Raw genomic sequence first — 24,164 nt, 5'->3', positions numbered from 1 at the left:
ATGGAATTGACCGACGCTGTGGCCATCGTCACCGGCGCCTCATCGGGCATCGGCGCCTGCGTGGCCCGCCAACTGACCGCCAAGGGGTGTCATGTGGTCGTCAACTACAGCCGCAACGCGGCGGGCGCCCAACAAACGGCCGCGGCTTGCGAGAATCACGCCGGGCGCACTTTCATCCAACAGGCCGATGTCACCGAGGATGCCGATTGCCAAACCTTGGTGGAGGCCGCGGTGGCGCACTTCGGCCGCCTGGACATCCTGATCAACAATGCCGGCATCACCAAATTCTGCGCCCACCAGGATCTGGCGGGCCTGAGCAAACAGGACTTTCTCGACATCTACGCGGTGAACCTGGTGGGGGTCTTTCAGATGACCCGGGCCGCCGAGTCGGCCCTGCGTCGGCAGCCGGTGGCCCACATTGTCAACATGGCCTCCATCGCCGGCATCACCGGCATCGGCAGCTCCATGGCCTACGCCGCCTCCAAGGGGGCCCTGGTCACCATGACCCTCTCCCTGGCCCGCGTTCTGGGACCCCAGATCCGGGTCAACGCCATCTGTCCGGGTTTCGTTCAGGGCGAATGGCTTAAAAAAGGATTGGGCGATGAGGTTTACGCATCGGTTTACAACCAGTATGCCGAGATCGCCCCGCTCAAGGATACCGCCACCACCGAACGGGTGGCCCAGACCCTCGCCGCCCTGGTGGGCGGGGCCGATTGGACCACCGGTGAAACCTTGATCGTGGACGGCGGCGCCCACCTGCACACCGCGCCGTTGCGGCGATAGATCGCCATAAACAAATTGGTGTTTCAAGTGGCCGGCGTCCGCAATGGAAAAAAAGCATAGCTGCTCACGCGCCCCTATCCGATCGGAAAGGAGAGTTCCCCCATGAAAGAGATTCGCAAGGCCGCCAAGGAACGGTTGAAGGGATTCTGCCGGGTCTGTCCCGTATGCAACGGCATCGCCTGTGCGGGCGAGGTGCCCGGCATGGGCGGCATCGGCACCGGCGCCGCCTTCAAAGCCAACATTGCGGCCCTGGCCCACTGGCGTTTGAACATGCGCCTGCTCCACGACGTGGCCGAACCCGGCACCGCCATCGACTTTTTGGGCAAACCGTTGCGTTTTCCGGTGCTGGCGGCGCCCATCGGCGGCGTGGCCTTCAACATGGGCGATCCCATCAGCGAGGAGATGTACATCAGCGCGGTGCTCGAAGGGTGCGTGGCCGCCGGAACAATGGGTTGTGTGGGCGACGGGGTGCCGGACTTCATCCACGAGGCCGGCTTCAGCGCCATCAAGGCCCTGGACGGCCGGGGCATTCCCTTCATCAAGCCTTGGCAGGCCGCGGAAATGGAGGCGAAAATCGACAAGGCCCTGGCCGCCGGCGCCGACATCATCGGCATGGACGTGGATGCCGCCGGGCTGGTCACCCTGAAACTGATGGGCCGTCCGGTGACACCCAAATCGCCGCAGACCCTGCGCCGCATGCTGCGCAAGATGCCCGCCAAGCTCATTCTCAAGGGCATCATGACCCCCGATGACGCCCGCCGCGCCGTGGACGTGGGCGCCCATGCCATCGTGGTGTCCAACCACGGCGGCCGCGTGCTGGACCACACCCCTGGCGTGGCGGAGGTGCTGCCCGAAATCGCGGCGGCCGTCAAAGGCAGGATCACGATCCTGGCCGACGGCGGCATCCGCAGTGGCGGCGACGTGTTGAAAACGCTCGCCCTGGGCGCCGATGCGGTGATGATCGGCCGCCCCATAAGCGTGGCCGCCGTGGGAGCATTGAAAACAGGGGTGACCACCTACCTGCGGCAGATCGAATCGGAGCTGATCGCGGCCATGGTGCTCACCGGCACCCCCGACGTATCCGCCGCCGATCCGGCCATCCTGCGCGGCTGAAGAACCTAACATGGGGTCAAGTTTCCGCTGGTGGGTGCCGATAGGAAAACAGGAAGGGCCGCGGGGCGATCTTTCCGTAAACAAGTGCAAGGAGATACGATGCCAGCTGAGCCAATCAGGGCCCAAACCACTGCAATCCGGAGGGCCGGCGACCGGCGGCCCACGGTGGTGGCCGTCGGCGGCGCCAAGGGGGGTATCGGCAAATCGCTGCTGGCCGCCAACCTGGCCGTTCACCTGGCCAACCGCGGTCGCCGCACCGTGGCGGTGGATCTTGATTTGGGGGCCGCCAACCTGCACCTCTACTTAGGCGTCTGGGCCCTGGAACATCGAATCAACGACTATCTGGATAAAAAGTGGGAACGGCTGGATCAGATCGCCGTGGAGACCCGCTACGGGCCCCGACTGATCGGCGGCGGCAGCAATCGGCTGGGGGCCACCAACCTGCCCTTCGCCCGCAAGCTGAAACTGATACGGGCCATTCAAACCTTGGATGCCGATGTCGTGGTGGTGGACCTGGGCGGCGATACCGCCTACAACATCCTGGACTTCTTTTTGCAAGCCGATCACGGCATCGTTATCACATCCTGTGATCCAGCCGCCTATCTGGACGCCTACACCTTCGTCAAAATGGCCCTTCACCGCCGCCTGACCCGTCTTTTCGGCCCGGAATCCAGAGAAGCGACGGATGTCCCCAGGGACCCACGCCTGCTCTCCCTGCTCAACAGCTACGTGGGGCCCGAGGCCAAATCCAACGGCGCCAAGGGGGCCAATATCGACGATCTGCTGGCCGCCGTGGCAGCAACCTTGCCGGAAGGGTTGCCCTTGGTCGAACGGGCCGTGGCCGATTTCCAACCCCTGCTGCTGGTCAACATGGCGGCCGACACCGAAAGTGCCGAGGCGGTGGTGCAACGGTTCCAAAAGGTGGCCCGGCGCATGCTCTCCGTCCAGGTATCCTATTTGACCGACATTCCGGCCGCCGACGAAATCGCCCGCAGCACCCGGGACCTGGTCCCCGAAGTGGCACTCCACCCCGAAGGCATGCTGGCCCAGAACCTGGCGCTGATCGTCGAGCGACTGCAACTGGGTTCAGGGACGCGACCCTCGAGCCCCTGAACCCCCTCTGTGTTAAAACACCTGCCTGTACAAACCCGCCACGGCCGTCGGATCGGCTACCGGCCGGGCATTGAACAGGGTCGGGGTGTCGGCGATGGCATGCAGGGCCGCCAGATCCAACATGTCCTCGGTCACCCCCACCTCCCGCAGCAACATGGGGTGACCGGCCTCCTTCATCAAAGCCTCCACCGCATCGGCCGCCGCCAAGGCCGCCTCTTTCGGGTCCTTGCCGCCGATGCTCACCCCCAGGGCCTGGGCCGCCAAGACATACTTGTCCGTGGCGTAATCCACGTTGAACCGCATCACCGCCGGCAGCACGAGACCGCAAGCGGCGCCGTGGGGCACATTGGCCAACATGCCCAGGGTGTGGGCCATGGAGTGGGCCAGCCCCACCTGGGCGATGCCGAAGGCCCATCCGGCGCAGGTGGCGGCCATCTGCATCCGGCCGCGGGCCTGCTCGTCCTTGCCGTTGGAAATGACTTTGGGCAAGTTTTCACGGATCAAGCGGATGGCGTTCAAGGCGTGACCGTCGCAGATGGGATTGGACATGGTGCTGGTCAAGGCTTCCATGGCATGGGTCATGGCATCCATGGCCGTGGTGGCGGTCAAACCGGGAGGCAGGGTCATGGTGAACAACGGATCGAGAATGGCCGTGTTGGGCACGATGTAGTTGTCCACGATGTACACCTTGCGCCCCGCATCGCCGCTCTTGATCACCGACACGTTGGTCACCTCGCTGCCGGTGCCCGAGGTGGTGGGAATGACGATGTGGGGCACCTGAGGTTCGGTCAGTCGCATCAGGGCCACATGATCGTTGGCCTTGCCGCCGTTTTTCAAGGTCACGCACACCGCCTTGCCCGTGTCGATGACGCTGCCGCCGCCCACACTGACGATGATGTCCGCACCGAATTCCCGGGCCATCTCCGCCGCGGCATCCACGATGGACAGGTCGGTGTCCTGGGCGATATCGTCGTAGACCCCCACGCAGAAATCGCCCAGGGCCTCTTGCACCCGGTCCACCAGCCCCGCACGCCGCACCCCCGCGTCGGTCAATATCAGTGCCCGCCGGGCGCCCAAGCGCACCACCTCACGGTACACCGCCGCCAAGCTCCCGTGGCCGGCCAGCACCAGGGTGGGGGTGATGTACTGCGCGAAGGGGATCTTGGGATCGTCGGACAGCAGCTTCATGGTGAAGTTGCTTTGGTGATCGGCCGCGGCGGCCACATGCACCCGCTTGATCTGGGTGTATTCGGCCAGTCCCGCGTGGCCCAGCTCGCGTCCCACCCCCGATTGCTTGTACCCGCCGAAGGGGCAGAAGTCGCCGAAGGCATGGTAGTTGTTGATCCACATGGTGCCGGTGCGGATCTGCCGGGCGATGCGCTCGGCCCGGGCGTTGCTGCGGGAGAAGACCCCGCCGGCCAATCCGTAAATGGAGTCGTTGGCGATGGCCACCGCCTCCTCCTCGCTTTCGTACTTGATCACACACACCACCGGCCCGAAAATCTCCTCCCGGGCGATGCGCATGCTGTTCTGCACCTCGGCGAAGATGGTGGGCTTGTAATAGAATCCGCCATCCAGGCCCGGCACCTCGGCCCGCTCGCCGCCGGTCACCAGCTCACACCCCTCCTCCATGCCCAGGCGCACATAGCGCTCCACCGTGGCCAACTGTTCCGCGCTGACCAGCGGCCCCTGCTGGGAGGCGGGATCGAGTTGATAGCCGATGCGCAGGCTCTCGGCGCGCGCTTTCAGCTTATCCAGGAAGGCATCGTAGTGCTTGGCCGGCACCAGCACCCGGGTCCCCGACTCGCACACCTGGCCCTGGTGGAAAAAGGTGCCGAACAGGGCCCCCTCCACTGCCAGCTCCATATCGGCATCGTCCAGGATGATGTTGGCCGACTTGCCGCCCAACTCCAGGGTGACCCGCTTGACCGTGTCGGCCCCCATCCTCATGATCTCCCGCCCCACCTCGGTGCTGCCGGTGAAGGCGACCTTGTCCACCTCCGGATGGGTGCACAAAATGTTGCCCAGCTCGCCTCCGGGTCCGGCGATCACGTTGATCACCCCGTCGGGAATCCCGGCCGCCTTGGCCGCCTCGGCCAGGATCATGACCCCCAGGGGGGTTGCGCTGGCCGGTTTGAACACGATGGTGTTGCCCATGGCGATGGCCTGCCCGATTTTCCAGAAAGCCATGCTCAAGGGAAAGTTCCAGGGCACGATCCCCACGCACACCCCGACCGGCTCGCGGCGGATGAAGTCCCGTCCCGGCGCGAACACATTGCCGGCGTAAGGAATCTCCTCCTCCCAGGGAAAACCGGTGGCGGCATAGTGGGCGTAGTTGCGCAGCATCTGCGATCCGAGCATGCCCCAGTACTTGCTCAAGCCGATGATCTGGCCCGAGTCCATGGCCTCGGTGATGGCCATGCGCAAGGTCTGCTGGGTGATCTGGTCGGCGAAGGCGTAGATGCGATCAGCCCGTTCCCGGGGTGTCAAACCGCTCCACACCCCGCTGTCGAAGGCCCGTCGGGCCGCATCAATGGCGGCTTCGGCATCGGCGGCCCCCGCCTTGGCCACCGTGGCAATAGGCGCGCCGGTGCCCGGATCGATGGATTGAAAAGTACCGCCGTCGGCGGCGTCCACGAAAGCCCCGTTGATGAAAAGCTTGTAATGATCCACGTCCACCCCTCCATTCGTAATGGTTTGCATTGGTCGCCACGGCCGCCAGGGCCGGGAAAATAGACAGCCGTCATTGGAACCGCCGGACGCGTGCCGGTGTGAAATCGGATGGTGCCTGCAACAGTGGAAATGAAATCGGGAACGTCATGGACATCCTAAGGCCGTGAGGGAACTTCTGTCAACGAATTGTCCGACGGTTTACGATTGGTTTCAGGAACCGATTCCATAACTTCGCCGATCATGCTAAAAAGCTCTTTTTTACGGCAGCAGGCCACGACGGCATGGAGGATGGGGCACGATGGGCCATTCGGGGCAAAACGTGGACCAGGAGGAAATCGACCGCTTCGGCGCCATGGCCCACCAGTGGTGGCAGCCCGAAGGCCCCTTCAAGGGCCTGCACGACATCAATCCCGTGCGCTTGGCCTATGTGGCCCGCCATGCCGAACTATCCGGCCGGCGGGTGCTGGACGTGGGCTGCGGCGGCGGACTGCTGTCGGAAGCCATGGCCCGCGCGGGTGCCCGGGTCACGGGCATCGACATGGCCCCCGCGGCATTGGCCGTGGCCCGTCAACATGCGGCGCAAAACGGTGTCAACGTCGACTACCGACAGGCCGCCGCTGAAACCCGGGTCGGCACCCACGCCGGGGCCTACGACATCGTCACCTGCATGGAACTGGTGGAGCATGTGCCCGACCCCGCCGCCCTGGTGGCGGCCTGCGCCCGGCTGGCGCGGCCCGGTGGTCGCCTGTTCTTCGCCACGGTCAACCGAACGCTGCTCTCCTTCCTGTTGGTGATCCTGGCGGCGGAGTATCTGCTGGGCATCGTGCACAAAGGCACCCACCACTACCGCAAGCTGGTCCGGCCGCAAGAGTTGATCGGTTGGGGCCGGGCCGCCGGACTGGATCTGACGGACCTGTCGGGACTGCGTTACATCCCCTTTACCGGACAGACCCGGCTGTGCGGCTCGGTGCGAATGAACTACTTGGTCTGCTTTGAAAAACCCGTTACAAAGAAAAGCGCGGACGCCAAGTGATCGGCGGAACGCATTGCAGAAAAGGACTGATTTCCATGGCGTTATGGCACAACCCACGCTGGTTCGATGACCGCGGGCGGCAGGAACAACTGGACGAACATGTGGCGGCCACCGGCCAGGCCCGCTTCGGCCTGCGCACCCTGCAGGAAAATGAAAAGGTGCGGGCGGTGATGCAACACTTCAACCGCGTGGCCCCCAAATACGATTTCATGAACACCCTGCTGAGTTTCGGCATTCAGTACGCGTGGAAGCGGGCCGCCGTGCGCATGTTGGATATTCGACCCGGCGAGCGCGTGCTGGACGTCTGCGGCGGTACGGGCGACTTGGCCATCCTGGCCGCCCGGCGCACGGGACCCGACGGCCGGGTGGTTCTGCTGGACATCAATCGGGAAATGCTGCTCGCCGGGCTTCCCAAAATCGCGCCGCACCCCGAACTGGGCAACATCGCCCTCGTGCAGGGCGACGCCGAGCGGATCGCCTTGCCCGACAACAGCTTCGATGCCGCCATGGTGGGCTTCGGCATCCGCAACCTGACGCACCTGCAGCGCGGCTTCGCTGAAATGCACCGCGTGCTCAAGCCGGGCGGCCGCATTCTCTGCCTGGAATTCTCGCGCCCCGGCAACCCGCTGTTCCGGGCGCTGTACGACTTCTACTCCTTCAACATCATGCCTTTGCTCGGCGGCCTGATCACCGGCGCGGCCCAATCCTACGCCTGTCTGCCGGAAACCATCCGCATGTTCCCCCTGCCCGACGAACTGTCGGTCCTGCTCGCCCGCATCGGGTTCCGCCGGGTGACCTGGCGCGCTTTCACCAACGGCATCGCCGTGGCCCATGTGGGGATCAAAGCGTAATAGGGAGGCGCACCATCGGCGCTATTCTTTGGCGGCGTGGGCGACGGCTTCGTCGATGCGCGCCTTTACATAGCCCACCAAATCATCGTCCTGCTGATCGATATCGAAGCACACGGCATCTTCGCCGAGCAGTCCCTCCGGCACGAAATCACCGATCTCTTCCGGATCCGTGATCATCTCACCGTAGAAACAGACGGAAAGCCACCGCGGCGTATCCTCGATCACATCCACCATCACGAACAGCTCTTTTGCCTTCTGATGTTCATGCACGGCCCTGAGAGAGTAGGTGAGCCCCGGGCGCGAAATGAAATCCAGCGCAACCCCCGGTTGCTTGCCCAGGTGGTCCTTCAAATGCAAAAAAACGGTCTTGGTACCGTCAGGCGTCGATGCCCAATCCGCGACAAAGGCCGCTAACGCTTGCTCCGCATCCTTGTCCATGGTGCTCGCTCCTTTTGTCAGGTATTCACGACGGATTAACAACAAACCTTGTTTGCGTATCACCATTGCACCCGACGCACAACCCGGCAAAGCCCGCCCTTCCTATGGTAGTTATAAGCCCCCATTACACCGACAAACCATTGCCCCTTGGCTTGCCGGCCGATGGTCACATCTTTAGTCCCAAATCCGGCATCAACTTCCAACAAGGAGAAGACCCATGAAAAATTATAAACGTGCAACTATTTCGGCAGCAATTCTTATGATAGCAACACTCACGATTTTCGGCTGTTCATCTTCCAGCCATGATTCAGCCGCAAGCGGCGGCGCAAGTGACGGGCACGGCACCCCGGCGCCTGCCGCCGACATTGTGGACACCGCCGTGGCAGCGGGCGACTTCACCACCTTGGTCAGCGCGCTTCAAGCCACCGGCCTTGACGAGGCCCTGCGAGGCCCCGGCCCCTTCACCGTATTCGCCCCCACCGACAATGCCTTTGCCGCCATTCCGGCCACAGCTCTGAACGATCTGGTGACCGCAGCCAACAAAGCCCCGCTGAGGGACATTCTGCTCTATCACGTGTTCGATGGTGAGGTGCGTGCCACCGAAGCGCTGATGCTGGCACAAGCCGGCGAAAGCGTGCCCATGCTCAACGGTGATCTGCTGGCCCTGGATCTCGATGGCGGCAACCTGGTGCTCAATATCGACGGCACAAGTCCCGCCACCGTGGTCATTACCGATATTGTGACCAGCAATGGTGTCATCCACGTCATCGATACCGTTTTATCACCGGCGGACGGCAAAGGCACCATCGTTGATAAGTTGATCAATTTGGGCAACTACACCACGCTTGTCTTCGCCGTGCAAACCGCGGGCTTGGAGGGCGCAATCTCCGGACCCGGGCCACTGACCCTCTTTGCGCCCACCGACGAAGCCTTTGCCAAAATCCCCAGTGCCACAATAAATGCGCTGCTGGCCGACATCCCGACCCTGACCGACCTTCTGACCTACCATGTCAACGCGGCTGAAATCTTCGCAGTGGACGCCATCGCGGCCGACGGCACGGCCATCACCATGCTCAATGGCGATGATGTCAGCGTGGATCTGGTCGGCGATGCCCTGACCCTGAATACCGGCGGCAGCGCCCCCGCAATTGTCACGGCCACCGACTTCATCGCCACCAACGGCATCGTCCATGCCATTGACACGGTCATCTCCCCCGCCGACGCGCCATAAAGCGAAACCGTCGGTCCGCCAATAGAGGAGGCCCCGGAAACGGGGCCTCTCTTGGTGTGCTGAGGTGTCGGGGCAAGTTTGCTGCCAAAGAGAGGTGCGGTGCGCTCCATTGCATTCGCGCCACCAGGCGGCAACATCGGCAAACAGGGGCGATGCCGCCCGCCCTGCCCTTTTGAACCATTTACCGAGGGCGAGCCCTTACGCCCCGGCCCGGTCCTCATCCTTCATGGCCTCGAGGATCTCTTCGTACTGTTCACGCACCCGTTTGCGGTACATGTGGTAGAAAAAGAGGCTCATCACTTCGCGGATCTGGATCTTGCTCTCGCGATAGTCGCCGGCGGCGATCTTTTTCAGTGTGGTGCTCAGGTATTTGTTCTGGCCGGAACGCACATAATCCTTAATGAAGTCGCTGATTTGCTGCAGGTCCCGGGGATCGTAGCCGTCCTTGGGGCCGAAGCCCAAGCGGTCGATGTCCACCAGCAGGCGGCCGATGATCACATCATCCTGGCTGTAGACCGGTTGCCCATCCTCCTGGCGGGCGTTGATCACACCCCACGCCTCCATGCGTTCGAGCCATTTGGGACCCAGACCGGTGGTGCGGCAGAAAGCTTCACGACCGGGCACCTCGGCTTCCACCAACTGATCCATGGGCCGCAAATAGCGGCTTTTGAAGCGCGAAACCGCCTGGTCGCCGGGGGATTGCTTTTTGAGGGCTTTGAGGATCTTCTTGATTTCCGGAATGGGCAGGTAGTGGTTGTCCCGCAGATCCTTGATCAGGCGAAGGCGCTCCACGTGGGTTTCGGTATAATCGGCCGTGTTGACGCCCGATTTACGGGGTTTACGCAACAGGCCCTCGCGAATGTAGAAATGGATGGTCTCCTTCGGCACCCCGGTGCGCTTGACCAACTCGCTGATTTTCATGGGCCCGCCCCTCGCGCGATGGGGGCCTGGCCCCCTGGGTTATATCGAAAGATGTCTGCCACCGATTGCGGCAAACCTTTCCGATAGATCAGATCTGCCAATATTTTTCGACTATGTCAAACCTTTTTTAAAAATATCTTGACATATTTTATCCGTATTATTAGAAGGTTTCACGTGTAGTTGAATAAACGCCAAGCGTATAGTCATATACACGCCGATTGCCGGCACCCAAGGCTTCGGAGCGGCATGCGAAACCGCCCCGCTGTAAATTCACCCACAAAGGAGACAACACCCCATGGCCCAACAACTTGCCGACCGCAGAGACCAGGATTTCGTCATCTGGGAACAGTTCAACAACGAAGAGATCATCAAGCACCCCAAGTACAAGGCGTTCAACCGCAAAACCTGCGAAATGATCATGACCGAGGCCCGCGCCCTGGCCATCAAGGAGATTCTGCCCACCATGAAAGAGGGCGACGAGCAGGGCGTGCGTTTCGAGAACGGCACGGTCAAGGTGCCCGAAAGCTACCATCGCGCCTTCAAGCTGATGGTGGAGGGCGAGTGGAACAACCTGGCGGTGGATCCTGAAATGGGCGGCCAGGGTGCGCCCGGTTTCCTGGCCACCTCGGTGGCCGAGTATTTCATGGGGGCCAACTGGTCCCTGGCCTGTTACACCACCATGGGCAACGGCACGGCCCACCTGATCGAAAAATACGGCACCGAGGAAGACAAGAAAAAATACATCCACAAGCTCACTGCGGCCAAGTGGGGCGGCACCATGCTGCTGACCGAGCCGGAAGCCGGCTCCGATGTGGGCGCCCTGACCACCACGGCGGCCAAGAACGCGGACGGCACTTTCTCCCTGTCGGGAACCAAGATCTTCATCACCAACGGCGAGCACGACCTGGTGGAAAACATCATCCACCCGGTGCTGGCCCGCGTGGAAGGGGATGCGCCGGGCACCAAGGGCCTCTCCCTGTTCATCGTGCCCAAGTTCATCGTCAATGACGACGGTTCCCTGGGCGAGCGCAACGACATCGTCTGCTCCGGCGTCGAGGAAAAGCACGGCATCCACGGCAGCTGCACCGCCAGCATGGTGCTGGGCGGCAAGGGCAAGTGCACCGGCTGGCTGCTGGGCAAGCAGGGCGAGGGCATGAAGATCATGTTCAACATGATCAACAACGCCCGCATGGCCACCGGCCTGCAGGGGCTTACCTATGCCGGCGCGGCCTACACCCTGGCGGCCAACTACGCCCGCGAGCGGCTCCAGGGCCGCGACCTGGAAAACTTCGCCAACCCCGCGGCCCCCTCGGTGCCCATCATCAAGCACCCGGACGTGCGGCGCAACCTCTCCTGGATGAAGTCCTACGTGGAGGGCATGCGCAGCTTCTTCCAATACATGGCCGCCTGCCGCACCAAGGCAGAAACCGGCGCCACCGAAGAGGAACGCCAGACCTGCGGCGACATCTTCAACATGCTCAGCCCCATCATCAAGGAGTATCTGGCCTTCAGGGGCCACGAAGTGTGCATCCAGGCGATGCAGGTGTATGGCGGGCCCGGCTACTGCCGTGACTACCCGGTGGAGCAGTACGCCCGCGACTGTAAGATCGCCACGATCTACGAGGGCACCAGCGGCATTCAGGCCATGGACTTTCTGGCCCGCAAGATCGGCGCCGGCAAGGGGACCGTGTTCATGAAGTTCATCGGCGAGATCAAGAAAACCGTGGCCGATGCCAAGGCCGACGACACCCTGGCCCCACTGGCGGCCAAGGTGGATGCGGCGGCCAATCGCCTGGGCGAAATCTGCGCCCACATGGGCAAGCTGGCGGCCGGTCCCGATTTCAAGGTGGCCTTTGCCCACTCCCTGCCCTTTTTGCACGCCACCGGCGATGTGATCATGGCCTGGATGCTGCTCTGGCGCGCCGTGACGGCCACCCGGCAGTTGGCCAAGGGCCCCAAGGCCAAGGATGTGGTGTTCTACAACGGCCAGTTGAAAACCGCTCAGTTTTTCATCATGACCGAGCTGGAAGCGACCATGGGTAAATTCAACGGCATCCAGAGCGGCTGCAAAGCGGCCCTGGAAATGGAAGACGACGGTTTCGGCGCCCTTTAAACGATTTTCCGAGCGCTGACCGATGATGTAAGCTTCGGCCGCCGGTATTCAGACCGGCGGCCGAAGTGTTTCACTCCTTGACCACCATCACGGCGGTGCCTTCCAAAGCGCGCACCAATCGGATGCTGGGATCCCCCAGCACGAACTCCTCGGCCTTGGACATTCGTTTACGCCCCAGCACCACAAGATCGTAGCGCCCTTGGTTGAATTGATCGATGATCCCGTCGCCCACCGTCGGGTAGGGGGTGTCCACCAATTGAAGGGTGATGTTCTCCGGCGGATAACCGTTGTCGATCAGCTGCGCACGGGCCTTTTCCATGGCCTCCTTGATCCGCAGGGAAACACTTTGCATGTACTTCTTGCCCATCAACCCCTCGCTGCCGGTGGGCTTGCGGAAAACGTGCAGCAAGGTCACATGGCTTTCGCCGGGGCAAGTGGTCATCCTGGCGAGAAAGTCCAGGGCCGAGCGCGAACTGGGCGAATCATTGAATGCCATCAATATGGAACATTTCACGTCACGCCTCCTCCCCGATTTTACAAGGATTCGAGATAGCCTTCGAGATCCTCGATGATTTCCTGTGTGCTTTCATAAAACACATTGGCGCCCCTGGAAAAGTGCAGCAGGATATGGTTCAGCATGGTGGGAATGTAGGGATAGAGTTTGCGCAGGTTCACCAGACGCGATGTGTGCAGCAGGGAAAAATCGGCCTTTTCCAGCCGTCCGGCCAAATCCTTGTAAATAAAGGTGTCGTTGCTGATCATGTAATAGTCATGAAACCCCTTGCCCACGGCGTAGATCAACAAATTGCCCAGGCCGAAGATATCGAGGCTGAAAGGGTTGTCCAGCCCCTCGAAATCGTAATCGAAATCGATCCAGACATAGGGTGCGTCGCCCCGCGGCACGATCACGTGGTCGTTGCGGACATCCCCGTGGCGAAAGCCGTTGAGATGCAGGAAATGGATGGACTGGAACGCCTCGATCAGGCGGCGCAGCACGCCGGGTAGTGCTTCCCAAAAGTATTTTTCGTGGGGCATGCGAAACGTCTCCATATAGTTCAGAAAATTGGTGCCCCGCACAATCTCCAGAATCCGCACCGGGTTGTCGCGCACGTCGCGACGCATGAAGCCGTGCATGAACCCGGGCCGATCGCCGACCAGTTCCAGGATGGTGCCTTCTTTGACCGGATCGCGAAAACAGCGCACCTTCACGCCCCCCAAATCGGTGAAGAACGTCTCCGCATAGGAGAGTTTAATGATCTTGCGCTCCCCGCTTTGCTCATCCACCGCCTTTTTAACCCAAAACTTGGGGTCTTCAATGCCGAAACGATACTCGCGCTCCTCCCCCTTGACCAAGTAACGGCGCCCGCCCACGAGGATCACGTCCCCCGGACCGATGTTGAAAAATTCGGTCGTATCCGTGTAAACGCGCCCCTGGAAACGCATCACTCACCCTTGCGCATGCGCGGGGGCAGACTGTCGATGGCGCCGGCAACCAGTTGCACGAAATTGCGCAAACCGTTGTCCTCGATCACCAGTCCCAGGTGCAGGGCCAGCGCACAGACGGAGTCCACATCGTCGCTGTGCAATTGGATCGCCTCGCTGTGGTAAATGCGCAAAATGCCAACCACATGCTCGCGGCACTTGATGGGAAAGGAGAGCATGGCGTGGATGTTTTCCGAACGGGCCGCTTCAGGGTACTGCACCCGCGAATCCTGCTCCAGGTCTTGTACAAATACCGGCTCCCCTTTGACAAAGGCATCCTCCTGATCTTGGAGAAAAACGGGGCCCTTGCGCAGGTAGCCCTCGGAAATGCCGAAGCTGCCGACCCGGAACAGCTGGCCTTCGAGTTCGTCATAGAGCATGATGCTGGCCCCTTTGACCTTGAAGGCCCGGGTGATGCCCTCCACGAAGTGGTCGATCAGCAGGTTCAGATCCTCATAGGTGGAAATGGCCCGACTGATGGCCCGGAATTCCGGCAAATAAAACCTTCTTTGCGGCTCCTGTTGCATGGCACGGCCCCTTTTGTCAGGATGGAATGGAAGCAATTCGGTGGTGGCGGATGCCCTTGCGAATAGGAAAGGCCGGATCCCGCCGATCAGACAAACTGCCGATCACAAAAAAATTATAGATACCGCAGGAACCGTTTGGCAAGCCATTTCTCCGCTTCCACACCACCACCGATTTCTCCCCGCGCAGCATCGCGCGAAAATGCGCTTCAGGGTGTGATATTGCAGCGTCTTCCAACGGTGTGGTATACCATGAACGTCGTTAACCCTTTGACAAGCAGCGGGGGACAATGAACGTCGTTTTTCTCGTGCTCGTGGGCACCGCCTTTGTGTTCGCCGCCTGGCATCAGTGGCACTGGGTGCCCGTGCCGGAGGAACCCTCGCCCATGGAGGCGCTCTCCAGCGCCATGATCGCTTCGGCCGGCGGCGCCGTGGAGCTGGCCATCGGCCTGGTGGGGGTCATGACCCTCTTTCTCGGCCTGATAAAGGTGGCCGAAGCCGGCGGCATGCTCAGCATCCTGTCGCGCCTGATACGGCCGGTGATGGTACGCCTCTTTCCCGATGTGCCCGCCGATCATCCGGCCATGGGGGCCATGATTCTGAACATGGCCGCCAATGCCTTGGGATTGGGCAACGCGGCCACCCCTTTCGGCATCCGGGCCATGCAGGAGCTGGAAAAGCTCAATCCCCACCCGGGCACGGCCACCAATGCCATGGCCCTGTTTCTGGCCATCAACACCTCTTCCATCACCCTGCTGCCCACCGGCGTCATCGCAATACGCGCGGCGGCCGGGTCGGCCGATCCGGCCGGCATCCTGCCCACCACCTTGTCGGCCACCATCGGCTCCACCGTCGTGGCGCTGCTGGCGGCCAAGCTATACCGCCATTGGGCGCCGGTTGCCGGCGACCCACCGGCAGCGGTGGATCAAGGCCGGGCGCCGGCAGTGACGGCGCCCGGCGTCGAGGACGCCGCCTTGACACAGACCGATGCCTATCCCTTTTGGGTCAGCATGGTCACCCTGCTCGGTCTTTTTTCCCTGATACCCCTGGCCGTGACCTACGGCCGGGTGGTCTCGCCCTGGATCATTCCGGGGTTGATGGTCGCCTTCCTCGCCTTCGGCGCCGTGCGGCGCGTCCGGGTTTACGAAGTGCTGGTGGACGGCGCCAAGGAAGGTTTTCAGGTAGCCCTGCGCATCATCCCCTACCTGGTGGCGATCCTGGTGGCCGTGGGCATGCTGCGCGCCAGTGGCGCCATGGACGCCATCGCGGGACTTCTGGGGCCATTGACGCAGCGCATCGGCCTGCCCGCCGAAGCCCTGCCCATGGCGCTGCTGCGTCCCCTGTCGGGCTCGGGCGCCTACGGCGTCATGGCCGCCATCATCAACGATCCGGCCATCGGGCCGGACAGTTATACCGGCTATCTGGTCAGCACGCTGCAGGGCAGCACCGAAACCACCTTCTACGTGCTGGCCGTCTATTTCGGCGCCGTCCAGATCCGCCGCATCCGCCACACCCTGGCTGCGGCCTTGACGGCGGACGTGGCAGGCATCGCCTGTGCCATTCTGGCATGCCATTTCCTGCTCCAATTGTAATTCGCAACCTTCGCCTGATCGGCCGGCCCTGGCCGGCCGCTCCCCGGCGACGGTAAACACCAACCAACAAGGAACAACGAAAGGACCCTCCATGCAACGCATCACACCTCTTTTGCTGGTACTGGCAATCGCCTTGATCCTGCCGTCGGTCGGCGTCGGCACGGCCGCGGCGGACATCTATTTCGAATCGGAACAGGTGACCCAGGGAATCCCCAACCAACCGGACGGCAAGGGCATCATCAAACAGTACCTGACGACCGATGCCACCATGACCGACCTGGGCGATGCAGTGACCATCATCGATATGAAACAAGAAATGCTCTACGAGCTGAACCGTGAAAACCGGACCTATCGCCAAACCGAAATCGAAAAACTGGGCGGCATTCCGGGAATGGGTGCCGAGGGAGAAGATATGGCCGACAACCCCATGTTCCAGGCCATGATGAAGGCGATGGCGGACAGCCTCAAGGTGACCCCCACCGACGAATACAAGACCATTGCGGGCTACAAATGCCGCAAGTTCCTGGTCCAGGTGATGATGTCCACTTCGGAATACTGGGTCACCAAGGAGATCGAGGGTTACGAGGAGATGAAGGTCATCGGCGAGAAAGCGTCGCGCCTGTTCATGAACAACCCCATGATGAAGCAGTTGAACGTCGCCGGCATGATGAACACCCTGGACGGTTTTCCCGTCCACACGGTCACCCAAATGATGGGCGGCACCATCACCACCACGCTGAAAACCTTCGAACGCAAGGCCCTGGACCCGTCCCTGTTCGCCGTGCCGGCCGACTATCAGCGCGTCACGGATTGAATCGCGCTGCAAAAAGCCCGCCGTCACACGTCGTAACAGTCGGGTCGTTGCAACCGCCCATAACCCACTGAAAGGAGCCCCATGAGCATCAAATTCGATCTTACCGGAAAAGTCGCCATCGTTACCGGCGCCGGCCGCGGCATCGGCCGGGCCATCGCCGTCGGCCTGGCCGCATCGGGTGCCGCGGTCGTTGTGGCCAGCCGCACCGCCGAGCAACTCCAGGCGGTGGTCGCCGAAATCGAAGCCAAGGGGGGCCGGGCCCTGGCCGTCCCGACCGATTTGACCGACCCGGCCCGCATCGAACACCTGGCCACCGAAACGGTGAAAACCTTTGGCCGCATCGACATCCTGGTCAATAACGCCGCCCGCAGCTTTCTGCGGGGACTGATGGAGTTGCGCGAAGATGGTTGGGACAAGGTGTTCAACACCAATGTCAAGGCGGTCTGGCTGTTGAGCCGCGCCGTGGCGCGCACCATGATGGAACAAAAAAGCGGCCGGATCATCAACATCACCACTGTCGGCGCGGAAAAGGCCGAGCTGGGTATGGCCGCTTACGGCTGCAGCAAGGCCGCCCTCAAAATGCTCACCCGCTGCATGGCAAGGGAGTGGGCGCCTTTCGGCGTGCAGGTCAATGCGGTGGGGCCCGGGCTGACCCGTACCGAATTCAGCCAACCCATCTGGTCCAATCCCGACATCGCCAAGCACGTCACGGCCCAACTGCCCATGGGGCGCATCGCCGAACCGGAAGAGATCGTACCCGCCGTGCTCTTTCTGGCATCGGACGGCGCCAGTTACATGACCGGTGAAAGCATTTATGTCGATGGCGGGGCATTGACCACTTAAATTGCGTCGGCCGGTGGGGCCGCAAGCTTTCGCTCAAGCGTCCAGGGAAACATCGCCCGCATTGTGCACCAGGATGACGTCCCCCGGCAGATCCATGGTCTCCTGTAACCCGGAAAGCAGCACGCAGGCAGGATTTTCGTCGGGTACCGGCGCGAAGCCGGCAAAAAGCACGGCCGACGAACCCATGTGCTGATGCACCGCCTGCAGCGGGTCCTCGGTGGGCAGCACGACCACCTCGCCCTCGATGCGCGCCAGGCTCAGCACCTCGCGCATCTCCGCCGCCACGTTGCCCACATCGGCCTTGGGCGCCACGGGACGCAGAATGCGCAAGGGGCAGTCCCGCCACTCCCGGTTCTCCTTGAGCAGGAAGCCGAGCAGCAGCATCATGGGACCGTTGACCGCGTCGGTCCACCAAATATTGATGGCCCCGCGGGGCAGATCCCACTGCTGTGCCTCTCGGCGACTGTGCACCAAGAGACAACTGCGCCGCAGGGCCCGGGCCATGCCCAGGGCTTCGGAAATGGATCGGGCCTTCTCGGGATCGTCGCTCCAGCCCAACAGCAGGGTGTTGGGCCTGAGCCCTCCGATGCCGTGGCACTGAAGCAGGGCTTTCAATGCCTCGGTAAAGCTTTCGTCCACGATGGCCACGGGAAAGGCCGCCAGGTCTTCTTCCCGCAGGTATTTGCGCAGGATCTTTTCGGCCTCGAATCGCCGCTTGGACAAATTTTCCAGATCGCCCACGATAATCTGGGCCAACGACACCACCCCGCGGTCGGCCGACAGCAGGCAAGCATATTTGAGCATGTGCAGGCGCCGCCCCCCCATGCCGCTCAGGGCCAGAATGGACGGGCGCCAGTTCTTGGGGTGGTATCGCTCCCGCTCCAGGCGCAACAGTGATTTGCGGGCCCGCTGAAAGGCCACGCCGCTCTCCACATCCCCCCATTGGACCATCAATTCGGCCCGCGCAATGAGCAGGTACATGCCGCCGGCCAGGGCCATGGCCACCACCGCCCACAAAGTGTTGATCAACAGCATCACCGCCACGCAGCTCAGGGCGCCCGCAAGGGACAGGGTCCAGTGGTTCAGCCGGAAAGTGGGCCGAAAACTGGGGTTGCGCGAAATGCTTTCGTAAAAACAGGCCAGGTTGACCGTGCCGTACGTCATGAGAAAAAACATGGTGATGATGGGGGCCACACTGTCCAGATCCCCCGCCATCAGGGCCACCTGGGCGATGACGAAAGTCAGAACGATGGCGCGGCGGGGTTCGCCCGAGACGCCGCTGCCCGGGGCGAAGAAACGGAGCTGTTTGAAAACGTTGTCCCGGGCGAAAGCTTGTAGAATGCGAGGGGCGCCCATCATGCTTCCCAGGGCCGATGAGAGGGTGGCGGCCATCACGCCGATGGTCACCAGCGGGCCGAAACGGGCGGTTTCGTACATCACGAAACCCTCTCCGATCAAGGTCGCCCGGGTGTTGCCGGCCGCCAGCAAAAAGGCCATGGCGCCATAGATCAGGCCTGTGAAAGTGATGGCGCCAAAGGTGCCCAAGGGAATGGCGCGGCTGGGGTCCTTCAAATCGCCGGACATGTTGACGCCGGCCATGATACCGGTAACGGCGGGGAAAAACAGGGCGAAGGTGGTGAAAAAGGAGTAGGTGTCCGTCCATTGGGGCGTCAGGTTCTCCTGCAACCGAACCATCGACGCCTGGTCCCAGGCGCCCAGAGAAAAGGAGGCGACGGCCAGCAACACAACGGCTAGGATACCATACTGCAGGCGGATGGTCCATCCGGCCCCGATGTATACGCATACCAGCACGAACAGGTTGGTCAAGGTGGCCACCGTAGTGAAGGAGAGACCACTGACGGGCAGGGCCGCGAACACCGATTCCGTGAAACCGATGACGTACATGGTCACGGCCACCGCTTGGGCCACATAGAAAAAGATGGCGATAACGCCGCCGAACTCCACCCCCAGGCTGCGGCTGATCAAATAGTAGGCGCCACCGCCCCGCACGCGCATATTGGTGGCGATGGAGGAAAGGGAAAGGCTGGTGACGATGGTGATGGATTTGGCCAGCAGCAAAATAGACAAAGCGGCCCACAGACCGGCGTATCCCACCACGTCGGCATAGCGCAAAAACATGATCACCCCCAGGATGGTCAACACACTGGGGGTGAACACCCCACCGAAGGCACCGAACTTGGTCGGCGGCTTTTGTTCCTGCTCCACATCCGGTATGCTCATGGGATCCTCATGGCTTTGATGATGCGCTCTGAGGGTGAATGCAAATAGACAATATCACCCGACCTCGACGAATACCAAAAGAAAAACACCGAAACGCGGGCCGTCATGGTCCCCTGGTTCGCTTATCCCCCCCGATTACACCCCTTGCGCTGCCGAGTACCAATTCTGCGCCTGACGGCTCTTATTGCCGGGGGATAGCCGATCCGCACAAAATCCTTCCGGCACCCCCTGCGGCACCGTCAAAGTCGCGTCATTGGCGGACTTGCACCATTTCCGCCGTGTCGCCGGCAGCCATATTGGCATTTTGCATTTCGCAATTGAAATCATTCAACATATGAAAAACAGGCGCCCAAAGATCAAGCCGAACAAACAAATGGCAGGGCTTTTGCATCCAAACGGGACGACATGCGCCGAGTGCGCTAGCCGAAAAAGAAAATCCCCGGCTTATGCGCCCACATAAACCGGGGATTCAAACATCACCACCAGGAGAGCACGCCGCCCCGACCAATCCAAGGGGATGCCGCCTGAATGGCAAATTTTAGTGTACAGCCATTCCAACGCAGTGTCAACGCGCTCTGCTGGCAACAAGGAGAGCTGAATGCATCTGTATCATCTGACCCCACGGACCGGAATGTCGTTCCTTGCCATCGCCAAAATCGGATTAGCGGCACTGTTGCTGTTGATTCTACCCGCTTTCGCCTTTGCCGCCCAGGTGACACTGGCCTGGGATGCCAACAACCCCGCACCGGACGGCTACCGGCTCTATCAACGGGCCCAGGGCCAATCCTACAATTTCAGTCGACCGGCCTGGTCCGGCAGGGGCACCACCTGCACCATCGCCGACCTCAACGCCGACACCCAATACTACTTCGTGGTGCGCGCCTATGCAGGCAATACGGAGAGCGGCAACTCAAACGAAGTGGGCCACCGCACGGCCAGTGTCAACCGCGCCCCCGTAGCCGATGCCGGTAACGACCAGACCGTGACACCGTTGTCCTCGGTGGCGCTGAACGGCGCCGGCTCGCAGGATCCCGACGGTGACACACTGAGCTACAGCTGGAGCCAGACGGGCGGCCCCACGGTACAATTGGCTGGCAATCGCACGGCCCGGCCCACCTTCACCGCACCTGCGGGTGCCACCGAACCCACTGTGCTGACCTTTCAATTAACAGTGCGGGATTCCGCCGGCCTTTCGGCGACCGACACCTGCCGCGTGACGGTCGAAGCCGTACAACCGCCCCAGGATCCCCCGGTGGCCCAGGCCGGCGGTAATCAAAGCGTAACTTCAGGTGAAACGGTACGCCTCAATGGTTCCGGGTCGTTCCATCCCGACGGCCTGACTTTGACCTACCGGTGGACCCAAACCTCCGGGCGATCCGTCAGCCTCTCTTATGCAAATACAGCCCGGCCCCGATTCACAGCGCCCATCGTAACTTCCGGCGGCAACAGCACCTTGGTTTTCGAGTTGACCGTTGCCGATTCCAACGGTTTGAACAGTAGTGACACTTGTCTGGTGCAAGTAACGGCGCCACCCACCGAGGAACCACCCCCACCGGCCGACGATCCCCCGAGCAATCCGTCCAATCCCCCGGACGATGAAACGCCGCCGCCCACCGAGCCGGACCTGCTGCCGCCGATGCAGCCCTCGATCTACTATCCGGCCGCCGGCGCCACCGGGGTTTCCCTGACGCCCCGCCTGACGGCATCGGCCTTCTCCGGCGGGCAACCGACGGACACCCACCAGCGCAGCCAGTGGCGAATAGTGCGCACCCGTGACAAGCAAGTGGTAATGGATGTCACGCGAACCCATTTCGCTTTGGACAGCCTCTGGGTGCCTTTTTTCACCCTCTGGCCCGGCACTACCTATGCCTGCCAGGTGCGCTATTTCGACAACCACGACCAGGCTTCCGAATGGTCCGCCCCGGCCACCTTCACCACCCGCACCAGTTGGTTCGCCCGCACCGCTTTCGAAATGGGGAGCACCATGGCCTTCTCGGCCCCCCTGATCGCCGGCAGCGACGATTGGGTGGAACAAACGGATGAAGGCCAGGTACAAACGGTGATGACGGAAGATGGTCGATTCTTGATGGCCGTTGATAGTATGGATTGCAGTTTCGTTGCAGAAATCGAAGGAGCGGCGGCCGTCGCGCCATACGACACCGAGCCCGAACCCCCGCTTTCCGACGACCACCCCGGTGATCTACTGGGTTACCGCCTCTTGATGAAGGGCTCGGCTCATACGGCCGAAGTCACCCTCCACTTTGCCGAACCCATCGGTCCCCAAACCCGCTGGATCGCCTACGGCCCCGACGGCGAATGGGTGGACTGCACCCACAATGTCGAAGTGCAGCCCGACGGCTTGACCGCCATCCGCACCATCGACGACGGCGGCCCCGAGGACGCCGACGGCGTGGCCAACGGTGTGATCGTGGATCTGCTGGCGCCGGTGCAAACCACCGCCGATGCCGACACCTCCGGCAAACAACTCGACGGAAGCGGCGCGGGTTCGGCCGGCGGGTCAAGCGGCGGCTGCTTCATCGGCACCCTGCTGCCCTAAAACCTCCGGCACAGGGACGGAACATCCGCCCGATTCTATTTAACGGCCCGGCGTGCGGTGCATACCCCCGCACGCCGGGCAATGAACGACGACCACTTTCCCTACCTGCCTGATCAAACCCGCCGAAACCAAATCTTTATAAAATAACACCGGAATTGTGGACGATCCCCCGAAAGAAAGCCACCGCCTTTTTGCTTGACCATTGGACCTGACGATGCTACCCAATCATAAAGCCCATAAACATAGTAGGTTCAAGTGAACAGCCTCCGGTAAAGTTGAGGTTTAAGAAAGCGAACTGATCAAAGTGGTTGATTCAGTGGCCTCCTGAAAGACAGCGGCTTATTGCCTGAATCAAAACATTTGGTCGAATGGTTGAATCTTCAGTTCTTGGGCCTGTATTCATTCGCGTATCAGATCCTCATCCTGATCGACGGTGGGAAAAGGATACCCCCCTTGGCCCATGAATGCTGACCTGTAATGTTGCGTCTGTGATAAAATTAGTTTGTAGTGCTGTGAAGCCGGATCTCATCCTCTGAACATAATGCCCTCGGTGAAACCGATCTTCGGCGTCACTGTATCCTTCGAGGAGTATCGATATGAGCATGTGCACAAGGTCTGAGATCGAATGCATCATGCTCACCTTGTCCTTTCGGGCACGCACCAATTCTTTGAAGACCTGGCGAAGACACCTTCGCAATTCGCCCTACAGCTCCTTTCTCCGACATTTGGAAATCCAGACAGAATGGTTTCTGTATTCCCGGCATCTGTGGTTTAACCTCAATAACATCATTCAAAATGGCCTCTCTCTCCTTTGTGCGTTTACGCTTCACGCTCGGAGGGGCATTCATAATCGAAGTGGAATTACAATATACGATGAATTGATAAGCAGTGCTTGCTTGATCCAAGGAGAATAATCTCATGCAATATCCAACGGCTGAGCGATGGAAAATCGTCATCCTGACGCTTTCCCTTATTCTATGTGTGGCTGGTCAACTTTCCGCCGGACAGGTCGTCACCCCTGAATTACGACAATGGGCCCATCAAGCCATAGTAAACGAAGCCGCCTTGTCATTTGAACCTGACAGTCAAACCGTTGCCGTACTCTATTTCCACAATCGTACAGGACGAACTGAACTGGACCTACTGGAAAAGGGCCTGGCCCTTATGCTGATTACCGATCTGGCTAAAATTGATAATTTGGAGGTGATCGAGAGGGCCCGGTTGCAAGCCCTTATCCAAGAGCTGGAGTTGGGCGCCTCCGGCCTGGTCGATACAGATACCACCCAACAAATGGGCCGATTCCTCGGCGCCCGCCATTTGGTAGGAGGTATATTTGAAGGGTTGCCATCCGATTCAATTGGAATTGATTCCGATATTCTTAATGTTCCCCTCGAACGACTTACTGGAACCGCCCACGCCGCCGGCGCACTGGAAGAGCTTCTCAGGATGGAAAAAGAGCTTCTTTTTGAAATCGTCCGCCTACTCGGCATGGATCTGACCGCGGAAGAAGAGGAAGCCCTGAGACAGCCTATCGCCGAGGACATAAAGGCACTGATGCTGCTGTTCCAGGGCATTGAACATAGTGATCTGGGCGATTACGATACGGCCGCTGCTTCTTACCGGAAGGCACTGGAGTTGGAGCCAGGGATGGATACGGCCAGGGCCGCCCTGCAAGAGCTAATCGACATGCGCCTGATCAGCCCCCCCAACGACACCGATGCTTTGCTTCGGCATCTGCATCAGCAGATATCGGTCAACACAGGACCGACGCCCAACGCCATCAATCGGAGGCAAAATTTTCAACCGGCCACAGCAAACATCAACGTCCAATGGTGATCATTC

20 protein-coding genes are annotated in these 24,164 nt (G+C 61.0%); 12 read left to right on the top strand and 8 right to left on the bottom strand.

The window, feature by feature from the left end; translation table 11 throughout:
• From MRX98_RS14885 to MRX98_RS14875, 3 genes are all read left to right on the top strand, one after another.
• Entirely contained in the window at positions 1–783 is a 783-nt protein-coding gene (locus MRX98_RS14885; protein ID WP_246911183.1) for an SDR family NAD(P)-dependent oxidoreductase, read from the top strand.
• A 102-nt stretch (positions 784–885) separates the two neighbouring features.
• Complete coding sequence (locus MRX98_RS14880; protein ID WP_246911182.1) at positions 886–1,896, top strand: alpha-hydroxy-acid oxidizing protein; 1,011 nt, start codon at positions 886–888, stop codon at positions 1,894–1,896.
• Between the two features lie 99 nt (positions 1,897–1,995).
• Complete coding sequence (locus MRX98_RS14875; RefSeq protein ID WP_246911181.1) at positions 1,996–3,009, top strand: nucleotide-binding protein; 1,014 nt, start codon at positions 1,996–1,998, stop codon at positions 3,007–3,009.
• Positions 3,010–3,021: 12 nt separating this feature from the next.
• Here MRX98_RS14875 and MRX98_RS14870 read toward each other — a convergent pair whose 3' ends face one another.
• Entirely contained in the window at positions 3,022–5,682 is a 2,661-nt protein-coding gene (locus tag MRX98_RS14870) for an aldehyde dehydrogenase family protein (protein WP_246911180.1), read from the bottom strand.
• A 298-nt stretch (positions 5,683–5,980) separates the two neighbouring features.
• Between MRX98_RS14870 and ubiG the strand changes: the two genes are divergently transcribed.
• Positions 5,981–6,715 carry a bifunctional 2-polyprenyl-6-hydroxyphenol methylase/3-demethylubiquinol 3-O-methyltransferase UbiG gene (gene ubiG / locus MRX98_RS14865; RefSeq protein ID WP_246911179.1) on the top strand — a complete coding sequence of 245 codons (735 nt, stop codon included), beginning with the start codon at positions 5,981–5,983 and terminating at the stop codon, positions 6,713–6,715.
• A 35-nt stretch (positions 6,716–6,750) separates the two neighbouring features.
• Complete coding sequence (ubiE, locus tag MRX98_RS14860) at positions 6,751–7,566, top strand: bifunctional demethylmenaquinone methyltransferase/2-methoxy-6-polyprenyl-1,4-benzoquinol methylase UbiE (protein WP_246911173.1); 816 nt, start codon at positions 6,751–6,753, stop codon at positions 7,564–7,566.
• 21 nt (positions 7,567–7,587) lie between these two features.
• Here ubiE and MRX98_RS14855 read toward each other — a convergent pair whose 3' ends face one another.
• Positions 7,588–8,004 (bottom strand): hypothetical protein, encoded by a 417-nt coding sequence (locus tag MRX98_RS14855; RefSeq protein WP_246911172.1) that lies wholly within the window; start codon positions 8,002–8,004, stop codon positions 7,588–7,590.
• 259 nt (positions 8,005–8,263) lie between these two features.
• On the opposite strand from MRX98_RS14855, the gene MRX98_RS14850 reads away from it, so the two are divergent.
• A complete protein-coding gene (locus tag MRX98_RS14850; protein WP_246911170.1) occupies positions 8,264–9,235 on the top strand; it encodes a fasciclin domain-containing protein in 972 nt (323 codons plus the stop codon).
• Positions 9,236–9,433: 198 nt separating this feature from the next.
• Here the strand turns inward: MRX98_RS14850 and MRX98_RS14845 are convergent, their stop codons facing one another.
• A complete protein-coding gene (locus MRX98_RS14845; protein ID WP_246911169.1) occupies positions 9,434–10,156 on the bottom strand; it encodes a MerR family transcriptional regulator in 723 nt (240 codons plus the stop codon).
• A 295-nt stretch (positions 10,157–10,451) separates the two neighbouring features.
• Between MRX98_RS14845 and MRX98_RS14840 the strand changes: the two genes are divergently transcribed.
• Complete coding sequence (locus MRX98_RS14840; RefSeq protein ID WP_246911168.1) at positions 10,452–12,269, top strand: acyl-CoA dehydrogenase; 1,818 nt, start codon at positions 10,452–10,454, stop codon at positions 12,267–12,269.
• A 70-nt stretch (positions 12,270–12,339) separates the two neighbouring features.
• Here the strand turns inward: MRX98_RS14840 and MRX98_RS14835 are convergent, their stop codons facing one another.
• From MRX98_RS14835 to MRX98_RS14820, 4 genes are read right to left on the bottom strand one after another with little or no spacing between them, the layout of a single operon-like run.
• Positions 12,340–12,783, bottom strand: coding sequence for a universal stress protein (locus MRX98_RS14835; protein WP_246911167.1), 444 nt, complete (start codon positions 12,781–12,783; stop codon positions 12,340–12,342).
• 20 nt (positions 12,784–12,803) lie between these two features.
• The gene (locus MRX98_RS14830) at positions 12,804–13,712 is read right to left on the bottom strand and encodes a protein kinase (RefSeq protein WP_246911165.1); all 909 of its coding nucleotides are present in this window, start codon (positions 13,710–13,712) and stop codon (positions 12,804–12,806) included.
• Positions 13,712–14,278 carry a GAF domain-containing protein gene (locus MRX98_RS14825; RefSeq protein WP_246911163.1) on the bottom strand — a complete coding sequence of 189 codons (567 nt, stop codon included), beginning with the start codon at positions 14,276–14,278 and terminating at the stop codon, positions 13,712–13,714. The genes MRX98_RS14830 and MRX98_RS14825 overlap by 1 nt, the downstream gene beginning before the upstream one ends.
• 16 nt (positions 14,279–14,294) lie before the next feature.
• Complete coding sequence (locus MRX98_RS14820; protein WP_246911161.1) at positions 14,295–14,513, bottom strand: hypothetical protein; 219 nt, start codon at positions 14,511–14,513, stop codon at positions 14,295–14,297.
• 52 nt (positions 14,514–14,565) lie between these two features.
• Here MRX98_RS14820 and MRX98_RS14815 point away from each other — a divergent pair, with 52 nt between their 5' ends.
• From MRX98_RS14815 to MRX98_RS14805, 3 genes are all read left to right on the top strand, one after another.
• Positions 14,566–15,867 carry a nucleoside recognition domain-containing protein gene (locus MRX98_RS14815; protein WP_246911159.1) on the top strand — a complete coding sequence of 434 codons (1,302 nt, stop codon included), beginning with the start codon at positions 14,566–14,568 and terminating at the stop codon, positions 15,865–15,867.
• A gap of 91 nt (positions 15,868–15,958) precedes the next feature.
• A complete protein-coding gene (locus MRX98_RS14810; RefSeq protein WP_246911158.1) occupies positions 15,959–16,681 on the top strand; it encodes a DUF4412 domain-containing protein in 723 nt (240 codons plus the stop codon).
• Between the two features lie 81 nt (positions 16,682–16,762).
• Positions 16,763–17,524: an SDR family NAD(P)-dependent oxidoreductase gene (locus MRX98_RS14805; protein ID WP_246911155.1), complete on the top strand. Its 762-nt coding sequence runs from the start codon at positions 16,763–16,765 to the stop codon at positions 17,522–17,524.
• 33 nt (positions 17,525–17,557) lie between these two features.
• Here the strand turns inward: MRX98_RS14805 and MRX98_RS14800 are convergent, their stop codons facing one another.
• Positions 17,558–19,765: an amino acid permease gene (locus MRX98_RS14800; RefSeq protein WP_246911153.1), complete on the bottom strand. Its 2,208-nt coding sequence runs from the start codon at positions 19,763–19,765 to the stop codon at positions 17,558–17,560.
• Positions 19,766–20,363: 598 nt separating this feature from the next.
• On the opposite strand from MRX98_RS14800, the gene MRX98_RS14795 reads away from it, so the two are divergent.
• A complete protein-coding gene (locus MRX98_RS14795) occupies positions 20,364–22,322 on the top strand; it encodes a fibronectin type III domain-containing protein (protein ID WP_246911152.1) in 1,959 nt (652 codons plus the stop codon).
• A gap of 918 nt (positions 22,323–23,240) precedes the next feature.
• Complete coding sequence (locus MRX98_RS14790) at positions 23,241–24,158, top strand: CsgG/HfaB family protein (RefSeq protein ID WP_246911151.1); 918 nt, start codon at positions 23,241–23,243, stop codon at positions 24,156–24,158.
• Positions 24,159–24,164: the final 6 nt, after the last annotated feature.

Origin of the sequence: Desulfatitalea alkaliphila (genome assembly GCF_022968795.1) — a bacterium.
In the GTDB taxonomy this organism is placed as follows: domain Bacteria; phylum Desulfobacterota; class Desulfobacteria; order Desulfobacterales; family Desulfosarcinaceae; genus Desulfatitalea; species Desulfatitalea alkaliphila.
This window is presented reverse-complemented; position numbering and strand designations above follow the sequence as displayed.